Source organism: Streptococcus oralis (assembly GCF_023611505.1).
Classification (GTDB): domain Bacteria; phylum Bacillota; class Bacilli; order Lactobacillales; family Streptococcaceae; genus Streptococcus; species Streptococcus oralis_CT.
In genome coordinates, this window is the sequence record NZ_CP097843.1 from 1,622,339 (window position 1) to 1,641,151 (window position 18,813).

Consider the following 18,813-nt stretch of genomic DNA (forward strand, 5'->3'; position numbering starts at 1 on the left):
CCGGCTGTTTGTTTTTTTTGATTCGAGTTGCTTTGAACTGTTGAAATCAAATCTCATTAATCTTCTTTACGTTTTGTCGCAAGGACTGCGGCAGATAAAGCGATGCTCACACTTGCTAAGAAGAAGGCTGCTTCTGAACCATGTTCTCCTGTAGCAGGAAGTTTCTCTTCTTTATCTTCCAGAGTTTTGGCATCAGCTACTGGGCTTGGAGTGAGCGGGTACTCAGATTTTTCAACTGTTGGAGCTACTTGATCTCCAGCAGTAGCCAATACACCTGTGTAGGCTGGTTTCTCGTTTACCAAGGCTTGGACCGCATTGACGCCACCCTTAAACTCAGGGACTTCATTTGCAGCTGCTTCTACTGCATTGACTCCACCATTAAACTCAGGGACTTCATTTGCAGCTGCTTCTACTGCATTGACACCACCCTTGAACTCAGGGACTTCATGTACAGCTGCTTCTGCTGCATTGACTCCACCCTTGAACTCAGGGATCTCATGTACAGCTGCTTCTGCTGCATTGACACCGCCTTTGAACTCAGGGACTTCATGTACAGCTGCTTCTGCTGCATTGACGCCGCCTTTGAACTCAGGTACATCAAGAACTGGTGGTTGTTCTTCCCCCTTGCTACTTGTTGGAGCGTCTGGTTTCGTAGCAGAATCTTGTAATTGGTTGAGATAGTCTGCAAAGTATTCTACCATTCTTTCCGTCAAGAGATGGTTATCCGTCGCATATTTCATGCTCGCCTGAACGCTAGCCACTTCCTCTTGATTTTCTTTATCTGTCAATTTTTGAGCCTTAGCTAAAGCTGCTTCATATCCTGACAAGTCAAGCGGTGTTTCTGCTACTTGTGGACGGGTAAAGATGAGTTCCGCTGCAGATTGGTATTTATCGCCACCATCTCCGTATGTCTTGGTACCAGTAAGGACAATTTTCTTAGCCTTGATTGTCTTACCAAAATCAATGTCTTTTGGCTTGTTGTTATCTGGCCAATCAGTTGCAGTAAAGGTATACTCCTTGCCAGACTCATCTGTGACAACCAGTTTTACATCTCGCAAGTTCCCATTTGAACCTGAACCACGTGGTACATAACGAAGTCCTGTGATTTCAGTAGGTTCTTTCAAGACCATAGTTGCAGGCTTGCCTACATCTCCTCCATTCCAAGATGTATGCCATAGGCTAGATACATTACCATCAAAAGCATTCTCTAGGCCTTCACCTGGTTGAGCTGGCGCATCCAAACTTTCAAAGTCTTCTGCTACCAAGGCTGTTTTCTTCTGAACCAAAGCATTCTTCAAGGCTTCAATCTTGGCAATCTCTGCACGCGCATCTTCTACGCTAATGTCATCATCTGCTTGGCTGAGATTAAAGACTGCTTCTTTCAATGCGTCCATAGACTCTTTGGTGTAGTTAGTCATGGCTACAGTTGGCAAGTAGTTCTTCAGAGCATTTTCTGTCAACATCTTACCTGTCAGGGTGATTTCTTCGATGTGAAGATTATCCATCATGAAGTCGTTATAACCACGGAAGTTGGCATTTCCGCCAGAATCACCACGAGTATTGCTTGCATTTCCAGTTGAGTAGATACCTACCCAAGTATCGCCTGTTTCTGCACCTGTCACGAGGAAGGTTGCCTTCTTGGCTTTCTTAGAATCTGTCCAAGTATTTGGTAATTCATGCATTTCCAAATTGCTTGCTTGATTACCGCGACGTCCTGATTGGAATTCTCCCTTACCGACTACAAAGGCGTAGGTATTGTCAGAGCCTGCTTCATATTCAAAGGTTACACGGTAGGTCTTACCAGCTTCAAAGCGGAAGTTTTGTGGGATGGTTTGGTAAACCAAGTTACGACGGCTAACTAGTCCATTGGTCTTGAGTGACCAATTTCCATCGATAACATCATCAACTTTCTTACCGTTCCAACCACGTTGTGTATATGGATCGTGCTTTTCAGACAAGTGAGTGCGGTTGTCTTCAACACCTTCGACTCCGCCCACTACGAATGGGAAGATACCTTGAGCAACATTTTCAAAGTCTTGTTTGAAGGTTCCTTGACCTGTATCATGGTTTTCTCCGTACATGCTTGAATTGTTTTCAAAGGTACGAATTTCATCAAAGTAAGTTGCTTCATCACCAGCTTCACGACTCAAAGTAAGAGTGACATTTGATACGTCAGATCCTGTTGTAAAGAAGGCATACATGTTTTGGAAGTAACTTGTATCATCAACTGTAGCATTGTCACGACGATTATTATGAGCATAAGCTTTGATATAGTTGAGAGCGAGTGACTTATTGGTATAGGTAGTCACTTCTTTTTCACCAGTGTTTACAGTAATGCTAGCCTTGGCATTACTACGGTTATCAACACCGACATAAACGGCATACTTGGTATTTGGTTTCAAGCCAGTTAATTTCTGAGTGAGACTAACTTTTTCTTTGTTTCCTTGAATACGAAGCATATCGTTTGCACCTTGAGACTTAACGATTTCTGCTTTAGAAGCATCACCAGAAATGGTCCAGTGTTTCAAGGTTCCGCTGTTAAATCCTTGGTCATAGATATGCATGCCTTCGCTCCATGACATTTCAGGATTGGTTTGTTTTGAACGGTAAAGAACGTATGGTTGATTTGCTAGAAGGTCTAGAGTAATCTTACCATCTGTTACAGTTAGTTCTTGCTCTTCTGTCTTACCTTGGTCAGTTAGCTTGTAAAGGTAAACCTTGCTCTTTGCCCAATCGCTAGGAAGTGTCCAAGTTGTTGCACCGGCCTGCGTATTGAAGTAGTACATTTTTTCCTTATCAGTAGGAAGTTTCTTACCATTCGCATCCCAGTTCCAAGGAGTCAAGTAAGCTGAACCATCTTGGATAACACGTCCGTTGAGCGTTACTGTACGTTCGCGGTATTGTGGGCTATTGACATCGTTTGACTTACGAGTTACAACTACTTTATTATTGTCAGCATCTACCAATTCCACTCGCATTTCTGGAGTCCATTTATAGGTGCTACCGTTGTCAGTCATGGTAACTGGTGTACCATTTTCCCATTTACTTACAGTGAAGTGTTGGAAGTACTTAGTCATGACGTCATGGGCAAATAGGTTGGTTACATAGCCATTGTAGTCGCTTCGTCCTTGCCATCCTTCAAAGTCCTTCATGCTGTAGCCACCTAGAAGTGGGTAATCTGCTGCGCCTCCGTAACTTCTGTAGTCCCCTACCCAAGCATCTTTTTGGTGGTTACGGATAAAGCGGGTGATGGCACTGTTGATACCTTTATTAGTGTAGCCACCATAGGTCAAGTCAGCTGCCCAGTGATGGAAGGTAGAGTCGTACTCACCACCATGGCCCCACTCAATCGCAAAGCGCCAGCCTTGTTTGTTTATCTCTTTAGCGAGAACGTGGGTAGCCCAGGCACCGTTGTCACCTGATTGACCATTGCCCCAAACGTCCACATAGATAAAGTCGAGTCCGTCACCAAGTTTTTTCTTCAAATCTTCCCAGCGAGCCAAACGACCATGTGCCAAGTCATAAGCCGCATCAATGTTGATACCTTGGTCTAGCCAGTTCCAACCATAGCTATAGCTACCATCTGGATTCTTACGAAGGATTTTTTCATTGAAGTATTTAGATTCTGGGTAAGTTTCAGAAGCGTTAACGTGGATACCAATGTGGGCACCGTACTTCTTAGCTTTCTCAATCAAGGTCTTAAAGTCTTCAACACCACCAATACGTTTACCAATATCAGCATAGTTCAAGTGGCCTGAGTCATGACCTTCACTACCATAACCTTTAAGGAGAACACCTTGCCCAAGACCATCTGTGTGGAGATTGATTTTCTTGATACCATCTAGAGTCATGAGGAATGGGTTTTGTGCTTGTGAGCCAAAGTTCATCGCGATACGATAAGCTGTAATATCCTTAACTTTTTCCCAACCTTGAGGGTTGTTCATGATGCTACGATAAGCAATGGCACCATCCTGCCAGTCGACTTTCTTGTCCGCATTAGCATCTTCAGTGATAACAACCTTGGCACTTGGAAGTTCCTTAGTATACTCTGGGAAGACAATGCCCTTATAAGCTTTTTCCCATTGCCATTCAGAGCTATGAATTCCAACATAGTTGGCATTTCCGACTGTTTCCTTGTAAGCTGTCAAACGAGTCCAGTCATAAGAACCTCCACCGTAGCTGTTTTGAGAGTTGCTCCAAACACCTGCAGCAAGCTTATCTGTAGAAACAAATCCATACATGTAACCCTTGGCCAAGTCTTTCATTGGATTGGTTACATCGATATGATCATCTCCGCTGACATGGGTATTGTTTGACATGGTTGCCCCATCAAACTTAGCACCAGCTTGATCACTCGAAACAGAGACTAAAGCATTACCAAGGAAACTAATAGAAGAAAGTAGTTTTCTTTCGTCATCAATCTTTTGACCTGGAGTAACTTGATTGTGGTTGACAATCTTGGTCACATCAAAGTGCAACTGATTATCAACAACTTGCAGACGGACCGTCATTTCTGCATTGATTAAGTGATCATCATCGCGAAGCTTCATCAAGTATTCTGCAGTTGTCTCATTGATTTTTTTGTAAGTAACTTCAGGTGTGACTTCGTGTTTGTTGATAAATACTTTATTGAATTGTTGGACTTGTCCTGGCAAGGTATGCCCGTTCAAACTGTATTCTTTAATACGTGGGAAGGCTTGGTCAATCACTGCCTTGAGAACCTTAGACTGGATCGTATCATAAGTCACCTTACTATCATCAACGGCAGGACCTGTTTCTTTTTCAGCGGGAGTATCATCCGCTTTTACGCCTTCCTGATTGTCTGTTTTAACGCTGACAACTGTACGCTCATTGCCATAGGAACCAGCTTTTAGGACGATTTTCTTCTCATTTTTGAGAGTTTCATTAACAGCTGCTGGCAAAGTGACCGTATCAAAGAGTTTCTCATCATTATTCGTTGCATTGAGTTGTCCATCTGACTTGAGAGTGATAGAAAGACGGTTTACAGAACCTGGTTCTGGTGCTGCTACACGGTTGCCCTTATACCAGGTGCTATCGGTTGGAGATTTATACTCCCAGAACCAGCCGTCCTTGTCATAACCAACAAAAACATTGTTCTTGGTGTCTTTAAATTTCAAGAAGACACCGAAGCGTGATTTGCCCTTTTCAGAATCATCTTTGAAGGTTAAATCAACCGTCGCATTTCCATTAGCGTCAACTGTCAATCCTTGTTTTTCAAACAAGGCTGGTTTATCGCCATTGTCGTTCTGTGCAGTTGAGGACAATTGATTGTAGCGGACACCTTTTTCTTCACGAACCGTAACTGCTCCCTGTTGTTCTTTATTCACTACTGTTTGCCATTCAGGGGTTACTGTCTTAGGTGTTTCAGGTTTAGCAGCTGCAGGTTTATCCTCTTTTGGTTTTTCTTCAGCCGGTTTTTCTTTCTCTTCCAAGTCTGCTGGTTTCACACTTGAAATTCCCTGTATGTGGTCTTGGATCCATTTTAGTTGAGCTGGTGAGAAGAGAATACCGCCGCTCCGTTTTCCAACTACACCATTTTGGTGTACACCGACTAATTTGCCTTCTGTATCAAAGATACCGCCGCCACTAGCACCCGGTTTTCCTCCTTGGTAACCAATCCCTTGGACACCTTCTCCGTATGGTTCCGCAAAATCAACTGTAGTATTGACAATCGGATTCAATTTCCCTTCTGGATAACCAAAGACATGAAGTTTATCTCCGATTTTCTTAACTACTGGCTTTTTGGTTACTTCAACAGGCGTGTTTTCGAGAACTGTACGCAATCTCACAAGGGCCAAATCATTCTTGAAGCCCTTCAGGTAGCCTTCACGATCCCAATGAATGATATCTTTCTTGCTAAACTTGACATCTGGCAATCCTGGATATGAGATACTATAGATATCTCCATCCCCTTGGTCATTGTCCACAACCTTACGGATATTGCCGTCTTGACTATCCTTGATAAAGTTATGAGAAACCGTTAAGACAAGGTCTTTTGCAACGACAATACCACTACCTTCTCCTGATGGCGTCTTGATCTTAACAGTTGCGCCGTAGTTTAATTCCCCATTGGTAGTCTTAGCCACATCTTCTGGGACGAGCTTCCCAGTATCTTGGGCCAATTGATCTTTGTCAACTTCACGCCCATTGTCTTCGGCTTTCTCCAACTTATCTTCTAATTCTTTTGGCAGATTGCTTGGCTTTTCAGACTTTTCTTTTTCTTGAGCCAACAACTCTTCTTCTGTTTGAGGGCCTTCAGTAGTTTCAGCTGAGCCAGGATTCTGAGCGGCAACTTCCTTGTCAAAATCGTGCCCCTCATCACTAGCCTTCTTATCCAAATCAGCTAGTTCACTCGGTAAATTAGTTGTTGAACCAACCCTTGCTTGATCAGCCAACACTGGGGCAGTAGCAAAGAAAGTCGCTCCAATCATCACCGAAGCTACTCCAAGCGTAAACTTACGAATACTAAACTTACAGCGTTTTTCAAAAAATTGTTTATCCATAAACTCCTTAATCCTTTCACTTCACAGTAAGCGTTTACATTTCTTTTTTTAAAAATACTCCTTTCTCTGAAAGTACCGTGCTTAACTGTCATAAATAAAAAATAATTATGCTTTTAATATAACAAATAATATCTAAGAAAGCAATAGGAAAAAGGAAAATTAGCAAAAATTTCTCAAGACACCCCAAATTTAAAAGCTCGCTTTAAAGATATAAAAAGGACTTAGCATCCAAGAGGAATACTAAATCCTTTCTCATATCCTGTAAAATTATTTCACATGGTTTGCGAGGTCTTCTTGAGCCTTCTTATTAGACTCTTCTTTTTCTTTCAACCAGTTTTCTTGAGCTTTTTGATACTCTTCTGTTGTTACCGCCTTATCTTGTACATCTAGGTATTTATACAAGAGGGCTTCGCTCATACCCTTGTTACCAGAGTATGCAAACGGAAGTGTAAATGGTACCATCTTAGACAACATTGGACGACCAGTTTGAGAAGTTGTTGGGATGATCAAGGCACTATCTGTCAACCAAGCTTGGGCAGCAGCATATTTTTCATAACGTTTTGAAACGTCAGTAGTTTCTTCCCCAGCTTCCACAACCATTTTTTCGTAGTCTTCCAAACCAACTTGCTTGGCAGCAGCGTTGTTTGTTCCTGAGTCAAATCCTAGGTAAGTCTTTGTATTTTCCCCTACAGATGGTTTGATAATATCAAGGTAGGTAGAAGGGTCTGCAAAGTCTGGAGACCAACCCACGTTATCTGAGATATCCCAGTCTTCTCCAGCCGCAGTTTCAGCAAAGTAAGTGATGTTCAAGACATCGTCTTTTTGAAGTTGTTGAATATCGACAACCACATTATCAGATCCTAAGTTTTCTTCAACTGACTGTTTAAAAGATTGGACACGTTGAACTTTTGTTGTATTGGTTTGGTCTACAGGCATATCCAAGTGGATTGGGAATTTCACACCTTCCGCTTGGAGAGCTGTCTTAGCTTTAGCAAACTCTGCTTTGGCCTTATCTGGGTTGTAGAGTCCATCTTGAGCATCATCCAAGTTCACGTTGCTCCACTCATCACCATAAGTCACCAATTTGTCTTTAACCATTTCGCCAAAGTTCTTTCCATCTGCCTGTACAAATGTAGGAGGAACAAACAAGTTACGAAGCAGTTTAGTTGCCCCGCTTGCACCATTTACTTGAGAAGCATAGGCTGTTCTATCGAAACCAAAAGCAAGAGCTTGACGGAAGTCTTTGTTTAGAAGAGCTTTCTTGGTTGATGTTTTTTCTTCATCCGTTGTCTTAGAAGTGTACTTATAAGACTGACGATCAATATTCGTACCGACTAAATAAGTAGTAGAGTCTTGTTGTGTATAAACAATATTGTCTTTAAATGCTTTTTCAGTCTCTGTGTAGCTAGCGCTTGTTGGGAAGAGACGAGCCATTGTAAAGCTGCCGTCTTTGAAAGCTTCAGTTGGTTTGTTGGTATCTTGTCCATCCCAGAATGATAATTTAACCTTATCGATATGGACATTGTCCTTATCCCAGTAGTTAGGATTTTTCGCAAATTCGACAGAAGATTTAGCAACAATTGATTTGAGTAAGAATGGACCATTGTAGAGAATACTGCTTGAATCAGTTCCCTTAGCGAAGTCATCCCCTTTGGAGTTCAAGAACTCTTCATTTACTGGGGCCAAAACTCCCATCGTTGTCTTAGAATTCCAGAAGCTTTCTGGCTTGTTCAATGTGTACTGAACTGTATAATCATCAAGGGCCTTGATTCCTACTTGAGAGAAGTCTGTAATTTCTCCTTTAACATAGGCGTCCAATCCTTTGATTGATTCTTGAACTAAATAAAGACCATCAGATTTTTTATCAGCAGCATATTTAAGTCCTGTTACAAAGTCTTGAGCTTTAACTTCTGCATATTCCTCACCTTCAGATGTATACCATTTTGCATCCTTTCGGAGTGTATACGTGTAAGTCAATCCATCCTTAGATACAGACCAATCCTCAGCCATAGATGGCACAAAGTTACCATAGCGGTCATTTTCGAGCAAGCCATCGATAACGTTGCTCGTAATATTTGCTGTAGCTGCTTTATTAGTTGTCAAATAGTTTAAGTTATCAGGATCCGTTTCATAAATGTATGAGAATGTCTTCTCACCTTTAGCACTTGAACCTGATCCAGAGCACGCAGCCAGAGTACCAGCTGCCAATAATGTCACACCCGCAAGGGCAAGTAATTTTGAACTTTTCATCATTTTCTCCTTTAAAATTTACATCCCATTATAGACTCTTTTCAAAAAGTTGTCAACAGAATTTTCAGAATTTTTGAATGATTTTAGCATTTTCTGAAAAATATTTCTTTGATAGATATCCATAGTATTAAATTCTAATTTGTATAACTTACGATTTCCAAAATACAAACAGTCAAACCAAAGGTAAAAATCAGATTTTTTTTCATTTTTTTGCTATGATTAGATAGAAGAAAAGCTAAGGAGGAGACAATGATATTAATTACAGGTGCAAATGGTCAACTCGGTACCGAACTACGTTATTTACTAGATGAACGAAATGTGGACTATGTTGCAGTGGATGTGGCCGAAATGGATATCACTAATTCTGAAATGGTTGAGAAGGTATTTGCTGAGGTTAAACCAACTCTGGTCTATCATTGTGCAGCCTACACTGCTGTGGATGCGGCTGAAGACGAGGGGAAAGAACTGGATTTTGCCATCAACGTAACTGGAACTGAAAATGTAGCCAAGGCCTCTGAGAAATACGGAGCTACTCTGGTCTATATCTCGACAGACTATGTCTTTGATGGGAAAAAACCAGTAGGACAAGAATGGGAAGTCGATGACCTACCTGATCCGCAGACAGAGTACGGGCGTACCAAGCGAATGGGTGAGGAACTCGTTGAAAACCTTACGTCACAGCATTATATCATCCGCACTGCTTGGGTCTTTGGAAATTATGGCAAGAACTTTGTCTTTACCATGCAAAATCTAGCCAAATCCCATAAAACACTCACAGTGGTCAACGACCAACACGGTCGCCCAACCTGGACACGTACCTTGGCTGAGTTCATGAACTACTTGACTGAAAATCAAAAAGAATTTGGCTACTACCACTTATCAAATGACTCAACTGAAGACACCACTTGGTATGACTTTGCTGTTGAAATTCTTAAGGACAGTGATGTTGAAGTAGTACCAGTAGACTCCAGCAAGTTCCCTGCTAAGGCTAAACGTCCCCTCAACTCAACCATGAGTTTAGCCAAAGCGAAGGCGACAGGTTTCGTCATTCCAACATGGCAAGATGCCCTCAAAGAATTTTATAAACAAGAAGTAAGAAAATAAAAGATTACGACATACATAAAAAGCAAGAGACCATGAGGTCTCTTGCTTTTTAGTATCTGATTAGTTAATTACTTTTTGCGTCTTGGCATAGTTAGCCTCTACCGCTTCTTTTTCAGATTTCCACCAGTCTTGGTTGTCTGTGTACCATTTGATGGTCTCTTTGAGACCTGCTTCAAAATTGGTAAACTCTGGCTCCCACCCTAGTTCATCACGAAGCTTGCTAGCGTCAATGGCATAGCGAAGGTCGTGACCAGCTCGGTCCGTCACATGATCATAAGCATCAGCTGGTTGCCCCATCTCCTTGAGGATGAGTTCCAGCACTTCCTTGTTGTTCTTCTCGCCATCCGCACCAATCAAGTAGGTTTCACCGATTTGACCTTTGGTCAGAATCGTCCAAACACCTGATGAATGGTCATTGGTGTGAATCCAGTCACGGACATTCTTACCCTCACCATAGAGTTTTGGCTTGATACCGCTCAGGATATTGGTGATTTGGCGCGGAATGAACTTCTCGATATGCTGGTAAGGGCCATAGTTGTTTGAACAGTTAGAAATAGTCGCTTTGACACCAAATGAGCGAACCCAAGCTTTGACAATCAAGTCTGAAGCTGCCTTGGTTGATGAGTAAGGCGAGCTTGGATTGTACTTGGTTTCAGCTGTAAATTTCTCACCTGGGCCTTCTCCATGACCTGGCAAATCTTCACGCAGAGGCAGATCACCATAGACTTCGTCAGTCGACACATGGTGGAAACGAAGGTTATATTTACGAGCTGCTTCCAATAGAGTGTAGGTCCCGATGAAGTTAGTGTAGATAAAGGGGCTCGGGTCATTGAGAGAGTTGTCATTATGGCTTTCTGCAGCGTAATGAACGATAGCATCTGCTTGAGCTGCCAGCTTGTCTACCAAGACTGCATCTGCAATATCTCCAACAACCAACTCAACACGATCACCTAAAATTTCTTCAATATTGGCACGATTACCCGCATAAGTCAGCTTGTCCAGCACTGTTACATGCACATCTGGAAAGTTATTATAAACATAATGAACAAAGTTAGAACCGATAAAACCAGCCCCACCTGTCACGATAATATTCTTGTATTCAGTCATTTTTATTCCTTAACTTTTTTACAAATCTTCTTTTCTTAGTGGTTTTACATCCTTAAGTAATGGATGATGTTTATCAGCTTCTGAGACTTCTGCTGCTTCTAGGTTTTCCCACTCGATTCCCAAGGCTGGGTCTGCATAGTTGACAAAGGCATATTTAGGCTTGAGTTCAAGTGCCCAGTAGTCATTGACAAGATAGCTATAAGCAACTGTATCCGAGAGGACTTGGAAACCATTGGCTACGCCACGAGGGACAAAGATTCCCTTACTTGCATCAATCTCGGTCTGATAAACATTTCCAAAAGTCTCACCCTCACGCAAGTCCACCCAAGATCCTAGAACCTTCCCATTATCTGCAACAGAGATGTACTTGTCCCAAGGCTCAGCATGGAGGCCTCGAAGAACATTTTTGCGAGAAAAGCTGACGTTATTTTGCAGTTTCCCTTCAGCAAAGAAGCTTTCAGGAAAGCCAAGTGGCACCATCTTTTCCTTCTGGAAATTTTCCTTAAACCAGCCACGATTGTCACCATGAACTGGAATATCAAACTCTAACATACCTGGAATGGCATCAATCTTGCGCACTGCAAGTGTCTTGCCGAAAAAATTATCAGTCATCTAGATTTCTCCAATCAAACGGAGCAAGTATTGCCCGTATTCATTCTTCTTGAGAGGTTGCGCCAATTCCAGTACATCTTCACGACTGATATAACCCATACGATAGGCAATTTCTTCCAGATTGGCAACCTGAACATTTTGCATTCGTTGAACCGTTTCGATATATTGGGAAGCCTCTAACAAGCTCTCATGCGTCCCTGTATCCAACCAGGCAAAACCACGCCCCATCACCTCAACAGACAAATCCCCACGCTTCAAATAAGCATTATTGACATCTGTGATTTCCAACTCACCACGTGCGCTTGGTTTGATCTGTTTGGCAATATCCACAACATCATTATCATAGAAATAAAGACCTGTCACTGCATAGTTAGAGCGAGGATGCTCCGGTTTTTCTTCTATGGAAATGGCATTCATGTTTTCATCAAACTCGACCACACCAAAACGCTCTGGGTCCTTCACTTGATAACCAAAAACAGTCGCACCCTTCTCTTTCTGGGCTGCCTTTTGAAGCATTCTGCTCAAACCAGGTCCATGATAGATATTATCTCCCAAGATCAAAGCAACACTATCGTCACCGATAAATTCTTCACCGATAAGAAAAGCCTGAGCAAGTCCATCTGGACTTGGCTGTTCCGCATAAGAAAGTTTAATCCCAAATTCGGAACCATCCAAGAGCAAGTCCTTAAAGCGGGGCAAATCCTGTGGTGTTGAGATGATCAAAATGTCCTTAATCCCAGCCAACATCAAGGTTGACAAAGGATAGTAAATCATGGGTTTATCATAAACTGGCATCAGCTGTTTTGACGCAGCTCGAGTAAGTGGGTACAATCGGGTACCTGAACCACCCGCAAGAATAATACCTTTCATAATAGAATAACCTCTCTTCGTTATTTTTCAATTACTAAACTCTTCCTCTACCACATTCAGAGCACGCTCGATTACCACATGCATATCATAGTATTTATAATCTGCTAAACGTCCACAGAAAATCACCTTATCATTCTGTGCTGCTTCTTCTTGATATTTAGCAAAGATAGCATTATTTCTCTCATCATTGATTGGATAATAAGGCTCATCACCTCGCTTCCAGTCAGCAGGATATTCACGCGTAATAACTGTCTTTGGTTGCGTTCCGTATTCGAAGTGCTTATGTTCAATGATGCGAGTATAAGGAATTTCACGCTCTGTATAGTTAACAACTGCATTTCCTTGATAGTTTTCCTCATCTAGAACTTCATGCTCAAAACGAAGACTACGGTATTCTAACTCACCATGCTTATAATCGAAGTATTGGTCAATCATTCCTGTAAAGACAACTTTTTCAGCTGAAGCCTCTAATTCTTGACGATTGGCAAAAAAGTCAACGCCAAGTTCTACTTCTACATCCTTCAGCATATTTTCGATGATAACGTTGTAACCCCCAATTGGAATCCCTTGATAACGGTCATTAAAATAATTATTATCAAAGGTTAAACGAACTGGTAGACGTTTAATAATAAATGGTGGGAGGTCTGTCGCAGAACGTCCCCATTGTTTTTCAGTATATCCCTTAATCAACTTTTCATAGATATCCGGACCAATCAACTTAATAGCTTGTTCTTCCAAGTTTTTAGGCTCAACATCTTTCATATGAGCCGTTTGTTCAGCTATCTTATCTTTCACTTCTTGAGGAGTCTTGGTTCCCCACATAGCATAGAAAGTATTCATGTTAAAAGGAAGATTGTAAAGACTGCCCTTGTAATTGGCTATAGGCGAGTTGATATAGTTGTTAAATTCAGCAAATTGACTTACATAATCCCAGACTTTTTTGTTTGAAGTATGGAAAATATGGGCACCGTACTTGTGAACGTTGATACCTTCAACGTCCTCACAGTAGATATTACCACCAATATGATTACGCTTATCAATCACTTTTACTTTTTTCCCACGCTTGGTCGCTTCATAAGCAAAAATTGCTCCCGACAAACCAGCACCAACGATTAGATAGTCGTACATTTTGTTCTCCTTTTTATAATTTAACAATTCGACTGAAATAAGGGATTTTCATTAACATTCCAACAATAATAAAACTAACACATAAGGTAAATATAGCAAAAAGTAAATATGCTCCTACAAAACTAAAACCAAATAGTTTTCCCCACAACTTCATAATGTAAGTGTGTATTATAAAAACTCCCATGGTTTGATTAGAAAGAAAAACAATCCATTTGTTGTTATCTTGATTCAATGCAAGTGAGAATATAGTTAGAAAAATTCCTAAACTTACAACTTTTACAAATAGAAGATCATAAAAATATTCAGCAAAAGAATTATGGTAAGTGGTTCTTGCTAAGAAAAATAATATTAAAGGCGAAACCAGGAACAAAAGTACTACGATTATTTTCATCCATCTCTTAAACCTATTTTTGATAATATCTTTGTCAAATTGAGCTATAAAGCCACCTAAAAGATAATAGAAAAACCAAGTCCATAACCTAAAGGTTTGTATAACATATGTTTGTATTGGCATTTGAAGTACAATATTTGTTAACTCAAAAATCAAACCAACAACTAGCAATACAGATAGGATGTATAAATAACTTCTTTTTGAATTAAGGAATTTTTTCAAAACAGGCAAACATATATAAATAATTATGAGTGCACCAAAAAACCAAAACTGGAAGAAATACCCCTTTTGTATCAAAGAACCTACAATTTTTTTAATTGGATTAACTGTAAAATCTCGTTTAAAAAGCCAAATGATTACGGACCATGACGATACTGTTATTAGAATCCATTTTACTTTCTGCAGTATATAGGAATAGGTAATCTCTCTCTTTCCTAACAATAAATAACCATTAACCATAAAAAATAAAGGGATAGAATAGGTTCCTAAGTAGTATAAATATGTCGAAAAATTCCATGAACCTGTCTCTTTAAATCCACCCATCGCTGTATGGAGTAGAACAACCCCAACACATGCAAGTACTTTTAGTAAATCTAAGTTAATATTTCGATATTTGCGCATTCTAATTTTTCCTAATTATTTGTTTTAATTCTTTCATATCTACCACTTTTAGAGATAGAATCGCAAAAAGGTAAATGATTCCACCAATGACAGCAAATGCTAAAACATTTATGGTTGGCGAAAAATGTATGACTGTTTTTGAAGCTAGCAAGAGGCCATACATAATAGCTGATGCTAGAATAATCTTCATCATCGATCCGATAATCGGAACATCTTTTATATATTTGCGAGTAAAGAACAGTTGAATTGCCCAAACAAAGGCTTCAGTCAAGACCGAGACAATTGCAGCCCCCATATAACCAAGTTTGGGAAGAAACAACAAATTTAATCCCACACTGGTAATTGCGGGAACCGTTGTTGAAATCATAAATTCTTTATTTTTATTATGTGGAATTAAAATCTGGATTCCCATAATATTGGTCCAGCCGATAAAGAACATCCTAAAGATCATGATTGCTATCGCGAAACGTGCATCTTGAAAATCTTGACCAAGGAAAAATTGAACAAAATCGTCATTAACAATCAACATACCTGCCATAATCGGAAAAATAATCAAATTATAAACTAGGAATGAAATCTCATGCATCTTATTGACTTCTTCATGATTGTTTGTTGCTAATAAATTAGCAACTCGAGGCAACATGACGCTCCCCAATGATGTTACCAAGGTTAATAAAATATTCACCAATTTAAGTGCCTGATCATAGATTCCTACATCTTTTGTAGAGGCTAAAACTCCAAGCATCGTACGATCTAAAGTAACGTATAAAGAGATTGCTATCTGAGGAAGAAATAATAAAATAATTGGTTTCAAATGGTACCTAGCGTATTCTAAATCAACATGGGGCTTACCAATAAACTCTCGGGCCGGCAACCACATACTTAATTGTCCCAATAGCTCAAATATTGTTAATAAGAACACATAAAGGTAAAGATCGTTAGTAGATTTGACAAACAGGAAAATCGAGATTACCCCAACGAGTTTTACCGTAATATTTCGAACAGTAATTTTACGAAAATCCTCTAACCCTTGAAAAAGCCAGGAAATATCTAAACCTTTAGAAACTAAACTCAATCCCAAAATATAGGCTACTGGGTTTTGCATTGAAGGAAGGTTAACGCAAAAAATACAATATAAGGAGATTGAAAGGATTGTAGCACCTAATTGTAAAGAGTAGATACCCCAAAAGTTTTTATTAATCTCATTACGATGTCCAGAAATCACCTTAGTCCCATAGTTGGCGACACCTAAAGTAGCGAGCAATATAAAGTAAGTTACTATAGAACTATAATATCCATAATCACCTAACTCTTGAGAACTAAAGATTCTAGTAATATAGGGTGTAGTTATTATTGGGAGAACAACTACTAGTATCTGATATGACAAATTATAAACATAATTCTTTAAAATCTTCATCTTTAATTAACTTAGTCTTTCTAGGAGTATTTATAAAGACAGTGCAATAAAACTTAATTAGAAAAGAGGAAATAGCACCTTGAAAGATTTATTAACAATCTACTTTTATAAATAAACTACTACTTATTAAATAATTTCTTCTGAATTCTTTGTACGAATCCTGGTTCTTCTGTTGAAAAAACTGGAAACTCTTTTACAGTTAGTTGTTTCTTATGTACCCATACGTTAATTAAACGTTCGGCAACAAAACCAATCATACGAGTATTGTAACTATCATATCTTGAATAATCAATCTTCTTATCTAGTTCAAAAAGAATCGGAAATAACCAACTGCAATATTCATCCATCATTTCTCTAGACATTATAAACATATTATAACAGTATCCTGTTTTTTCTTTAGAAAACCAATTAAAAGCATCAAGGTAATCTTTATTGTTTTCTGAAATAATCTGTCTACACATTTCCCAAACTTTATGATCGTGATTCTTGTTAAAAAACTCTTCAGCAGTATACCCGTTATACTCGTTCATACCCTTTGATGGTAATATCACATCATAATCATTTAATTGTTTTAGAATATCATTCTTTGTTAAAATAGAATTCTGTTTAAAAAAACGCTTGTTTTTCCCAAAATAACGTCTATAATGGCATAAACCAACAATATCATCTTTAGAATTTTTCCAAATCCAATACAATCCTGTTAATTCACAAAATGTAAAGTTTCTATCAGAAATATTATTATCTCCCTGATTATCTCTTAAATAATTCTTTTCTCCAATATTCTTATTCGCGCCCACCAATATAGGGATATATAGGTCCTGGTCTTGAACTTGATTATAAGATTTATGTGTTGCGACGTATAGCTTCACTTCCATTACACTCCCTTAATATAAAACCTTAATTTTCTATAAAGACATTTAAATTTTAATAGAATAGGATTACTTGGCCAAACTCCAAAAAAAGTGTATATTGCTGAATAATTTTTAGAGTATTTTTTCAATAACCATTGTATCGCATCAAAATAATTAAGGTTTAAAGATTTCCCATCTGACACATGCCATAACTCACTTGGAAAAACTAATACTGGCAAATTAATTAACTTCATCTGTAATGCATAGTCTGTTCCATATAAATGCCAGGTAGGACCGATTATACTAAATTGATTCGTACTAAAAACTTTTTTCGGAATAATAATCAAACACTCATCAATTGCATCAACTTCAACAGGGCTACTTATAGATTTACTAGCCGCCTTTGTTTTCGGGTCCCCATGGAAGATATTTGAAAAACTGACGACCTTTCCCTCAATATTCTTTACCCCTGCTACTCCTGCTACTCCAAATATGAAATTTCTACAATAAGATTCTAGTTTTGCTAACTCAAAGTCATCTTGAAAACTAATATCTTGATGAACAAAAAATAGATAATCACCTTTTGCTTGTTTGCCTCCAAAATTCAAAGCCTCAGCAGCAGAATTAAATCCATATTTATTGGAATCCACTATAATAAGTTCATATTTAACATCTTTTTGTCTAGATAAAGATGATTTAAGAATTGTATTTAACTTATCGTAATTATTCGATACGCATATAAGTGATATCATCTCCAATTCCCTCTCTTTCATCTAAAAACGTTCTCGCAATTAAAAACAAAAATGGATTAAACCACAATAAAAATAATTGTGGGTCAATACAAGCTCTTACTGACCAAAAAATTAACACAATCAATAAAGTTTTATTTTGATTAATTATAACTTTTCTCATTATAATTGAATAGCTTATTAACATAAGGAAAAAAATTATTGTTCCATAGCTTATAAGTATATTGATGTACGACGAATCTACATAAAAATAAGAATTTGCCGAAGTATCCCATTGAACATGAGTTCCAAATAATCTTAGAGGGTATCTCCTTAAACCTTCTTGACCGAATCTCAACCTTTGACTCAATAAGTTATTTATTAAAGATAATAAACTATTTCTACTATCAAATTTTGCTGTCAGCCAATAAGTCATATACGCCATAATTGGATAAATAAGAGTAAGTAAATATTTCAGAAATTTAAAATTCATATTGATTGATATAAATCTTCTCGAAAACGATATCAAAAGAAGGATAAATACCATAATAAAAGTAAGACGGGTATCTGTGTATTTATAAATAACTATATTTAATAGTACACAAATAAAAAGCTCTTTTATTGTCCAATATTTTTCACCTTTTAAATACACATATTCCAGCAATATACTCAGGAAATAATTCGGAGTAAATGATGTGTAATTAAAACCTAGCCCATACCGTGAGCGGATCACACCTCCTGAATATGTTAAGGTTAGCTCGTTTGGAATAATACCAAGTAAAGAGCTTACTACAACAGTTCCTACAACTCCAATCTGGCAAAACATTGTATTCCTTACCAAATTACGAAAATTAATATCCCTTGAAGAATATATAAGAGTCAAAGTATATGCTACAAAGGAGGCGTTACCATTATCATAACTTACAATAAAACCTATAAGAAGTATAATTGGAGTAATGATTATCGATTTTATCTTAGATTTACCTAACATAAATTTAAGTAACAGAAAAAACAACCCCACATACTCCCAAATTTTTATTATTCCATAGGGATGTATAAAATCTTTATAAAAGGTCGAAGTAAACAGCCATGCTATTAGCCAAGGATAAAAAGCTAATCCAAAAAGAAACTCATTCAATTTTACATCAGTTTTAACTCTTGATGGACTCACTTTGAATCCCCCCTTTTCTTTCACTAATACTCTTTAACA

12 protein-coding genes are annotated in these 18,813 nt (G+C 38.6%); 1 reads left to right on the plus strand and 11 read right to left on the minus strand.

Annotated elements, in window-relative coordinates; all coding sequences use genetic code 11:
• Nucleotides 1–56 precede the first annotated feature (56 nt).
• On the minus strand, nt 57–6,524 hold the full coding sequence (locus M9H69_RS08260) for a SpGH101 family endo-alpha-N-acetylgalactosaminidase (protein ID WP_250315361.1): 6,468 nt from the start codon (nt 6,522–6,524) through the stop codon (nt 57–59).
• 267 nt (nt 6,525–6,791) lie between these two features.
• Nucleotides 6,792–8,774, minus strand: coding sequence for a peptide ABC transporter substrate-binding protein (locus M9H69_RS08265; RefSeq protein ID WP_250315362.1), 1,983 nt, complete (start codon nt 8,772–8,774; stop codon nt 6,792–6,794).
• 249 nt (nt 8,775–9,023) lie between these two features.
• Between M9H69_RS08265 and rfbD the strand changes: the two genes are divergently transcribed.
• Nucleotides 9,024–9,878: a dTDP-4-dehydrorhamnose reductase gene (rfbD, locus tag M9H69_RS08270; protein ID WP_250315363.1), complete on the plus strand. Its 855-nt coding sequence runs from the start codon at nt 9,024–9,026 to the stop codon at nt 9,876–9,878.
• 60 nt (nt 9,879–9,938) lie between these two features.
• Here the strand turns inward: rfbD and rfbB are convergent, their stop codons facing one another.
• The 9 genes from rfbB to M9H69_RS08315 form a co-directional block, all read right to left on the minus strand.
• Nucleotides 9,939–10,985 (minus strand): dTDP-glucose 4,6-dehydratase, encoded by a 1,047-nt coding sequence (rfbB, locus tag M9H69_RS08275; RefSeq protein WP_250315364.1) that lies wholly within the window; start codon nt 10,983–10,985, stop codon nt 9,939–9,941.
• 18 nt (nt 10,986–11,003) lie between these two features.
• Nucleotides 11,004–11,597 carry a dTDP-4-dehydrorhamnose 3,5-epimerase family protein gene (locus M9H69_RS08280; RefSeq protein ID WP_000131474.1) on the minus strand — a complete coding sequence of 198 codons (594 nt, stop codon included), beginning with the start codon at nt 11,595–11,597 and terminating at the stop codon, nt 11,004–11,006.
• A complete protein-coding gene (rfbA, locus tag M9H69_RS08285) occupies nt 11,598–12,467 on the minus strand; it encodes a glucose-1-phosphate thymidylyltransferase RfbA (RefSeq protein WP_000676129.1) in 870 nt (289 codons plus the stop codon). It abuts the gene before it with no gap.
• Nucleotides 12,468–12,494: 27 nt separating this feature from the next.
• A complete protein-coding gene (glf, locus tag M9H69_RS08290; protein WP_250315365.1) occupies nt 12,495–13,595 on the minus strand; it encodes a UDP-galactopyranose mutase in 1,101 nt (366 codons plus the stop codon).
• 13 nt (nt 13,596–13,608) lie between these two features.
• Nucleotides 13,609–14,607 (minus strand): acyltransferase, encoded by a 999-nt coding sequence (locus M9H69_RS08295; RefSeq protein WP_250315366.1) that lies wholly within the window; start codon nt 14,605–14,607, stop codon nt 13,609–13,611.
• Between the two features lies 1 nt (nt 14,608).
• Nucleotides 14,609–16,024 carry a flippase gene (locus M9H69_RS08300; RefSeq protein ID WP_250315367.1) on the minus strand — a complete coding sequence of 472 codons (1,416 nt, stop codon included), beginning with the start codon at nt 16,022–16,024 and terminating at the stop codon, nt 14,609–14,611.
• Nucleotides 16,025–16,143: 119 nt separating this feature from the next.
• Nucleotides 16,144–16,899, minus strand: coding sequence for a DUF4422 domain-containing protein (locus tag M9H69_RS08305; protein WP_250315368.1), 756 nt, complete (start codon nt 16,897–16,899; stop codon nt 16,144–16,146).
• Entirely contained in the window at nt 16,899–17,627 is a 729-nt protein-coding gene (locus M9H69_RS08310; protein WP_250315369.1) for a glycosyltransferase family 2 protein, read from the minus strand. The genes M9H69_RS08305 and M9H69_RS08310 overlap by 1 nt, the downstream gene beginning before the upstream one ends.
• The gene (locus M9H69_RS08315; RefSeq protein WP_033583824.1) at nt 17,599–18,798 is read right to left on the minus strand and encodes a hypothetical protein; all 1,200 of its coding nucleotides are present in this window, start codon (nt 18,796–18,798) and stop codon (nt 17,599–17,601) included. Before M9H69_RS08315 ends, M9H69_RS08310 begins: the two co-directional genes overlap by 29 nt.
• Nucleotides 18,799–18,813: the final 15 nt, after the last annotated feature.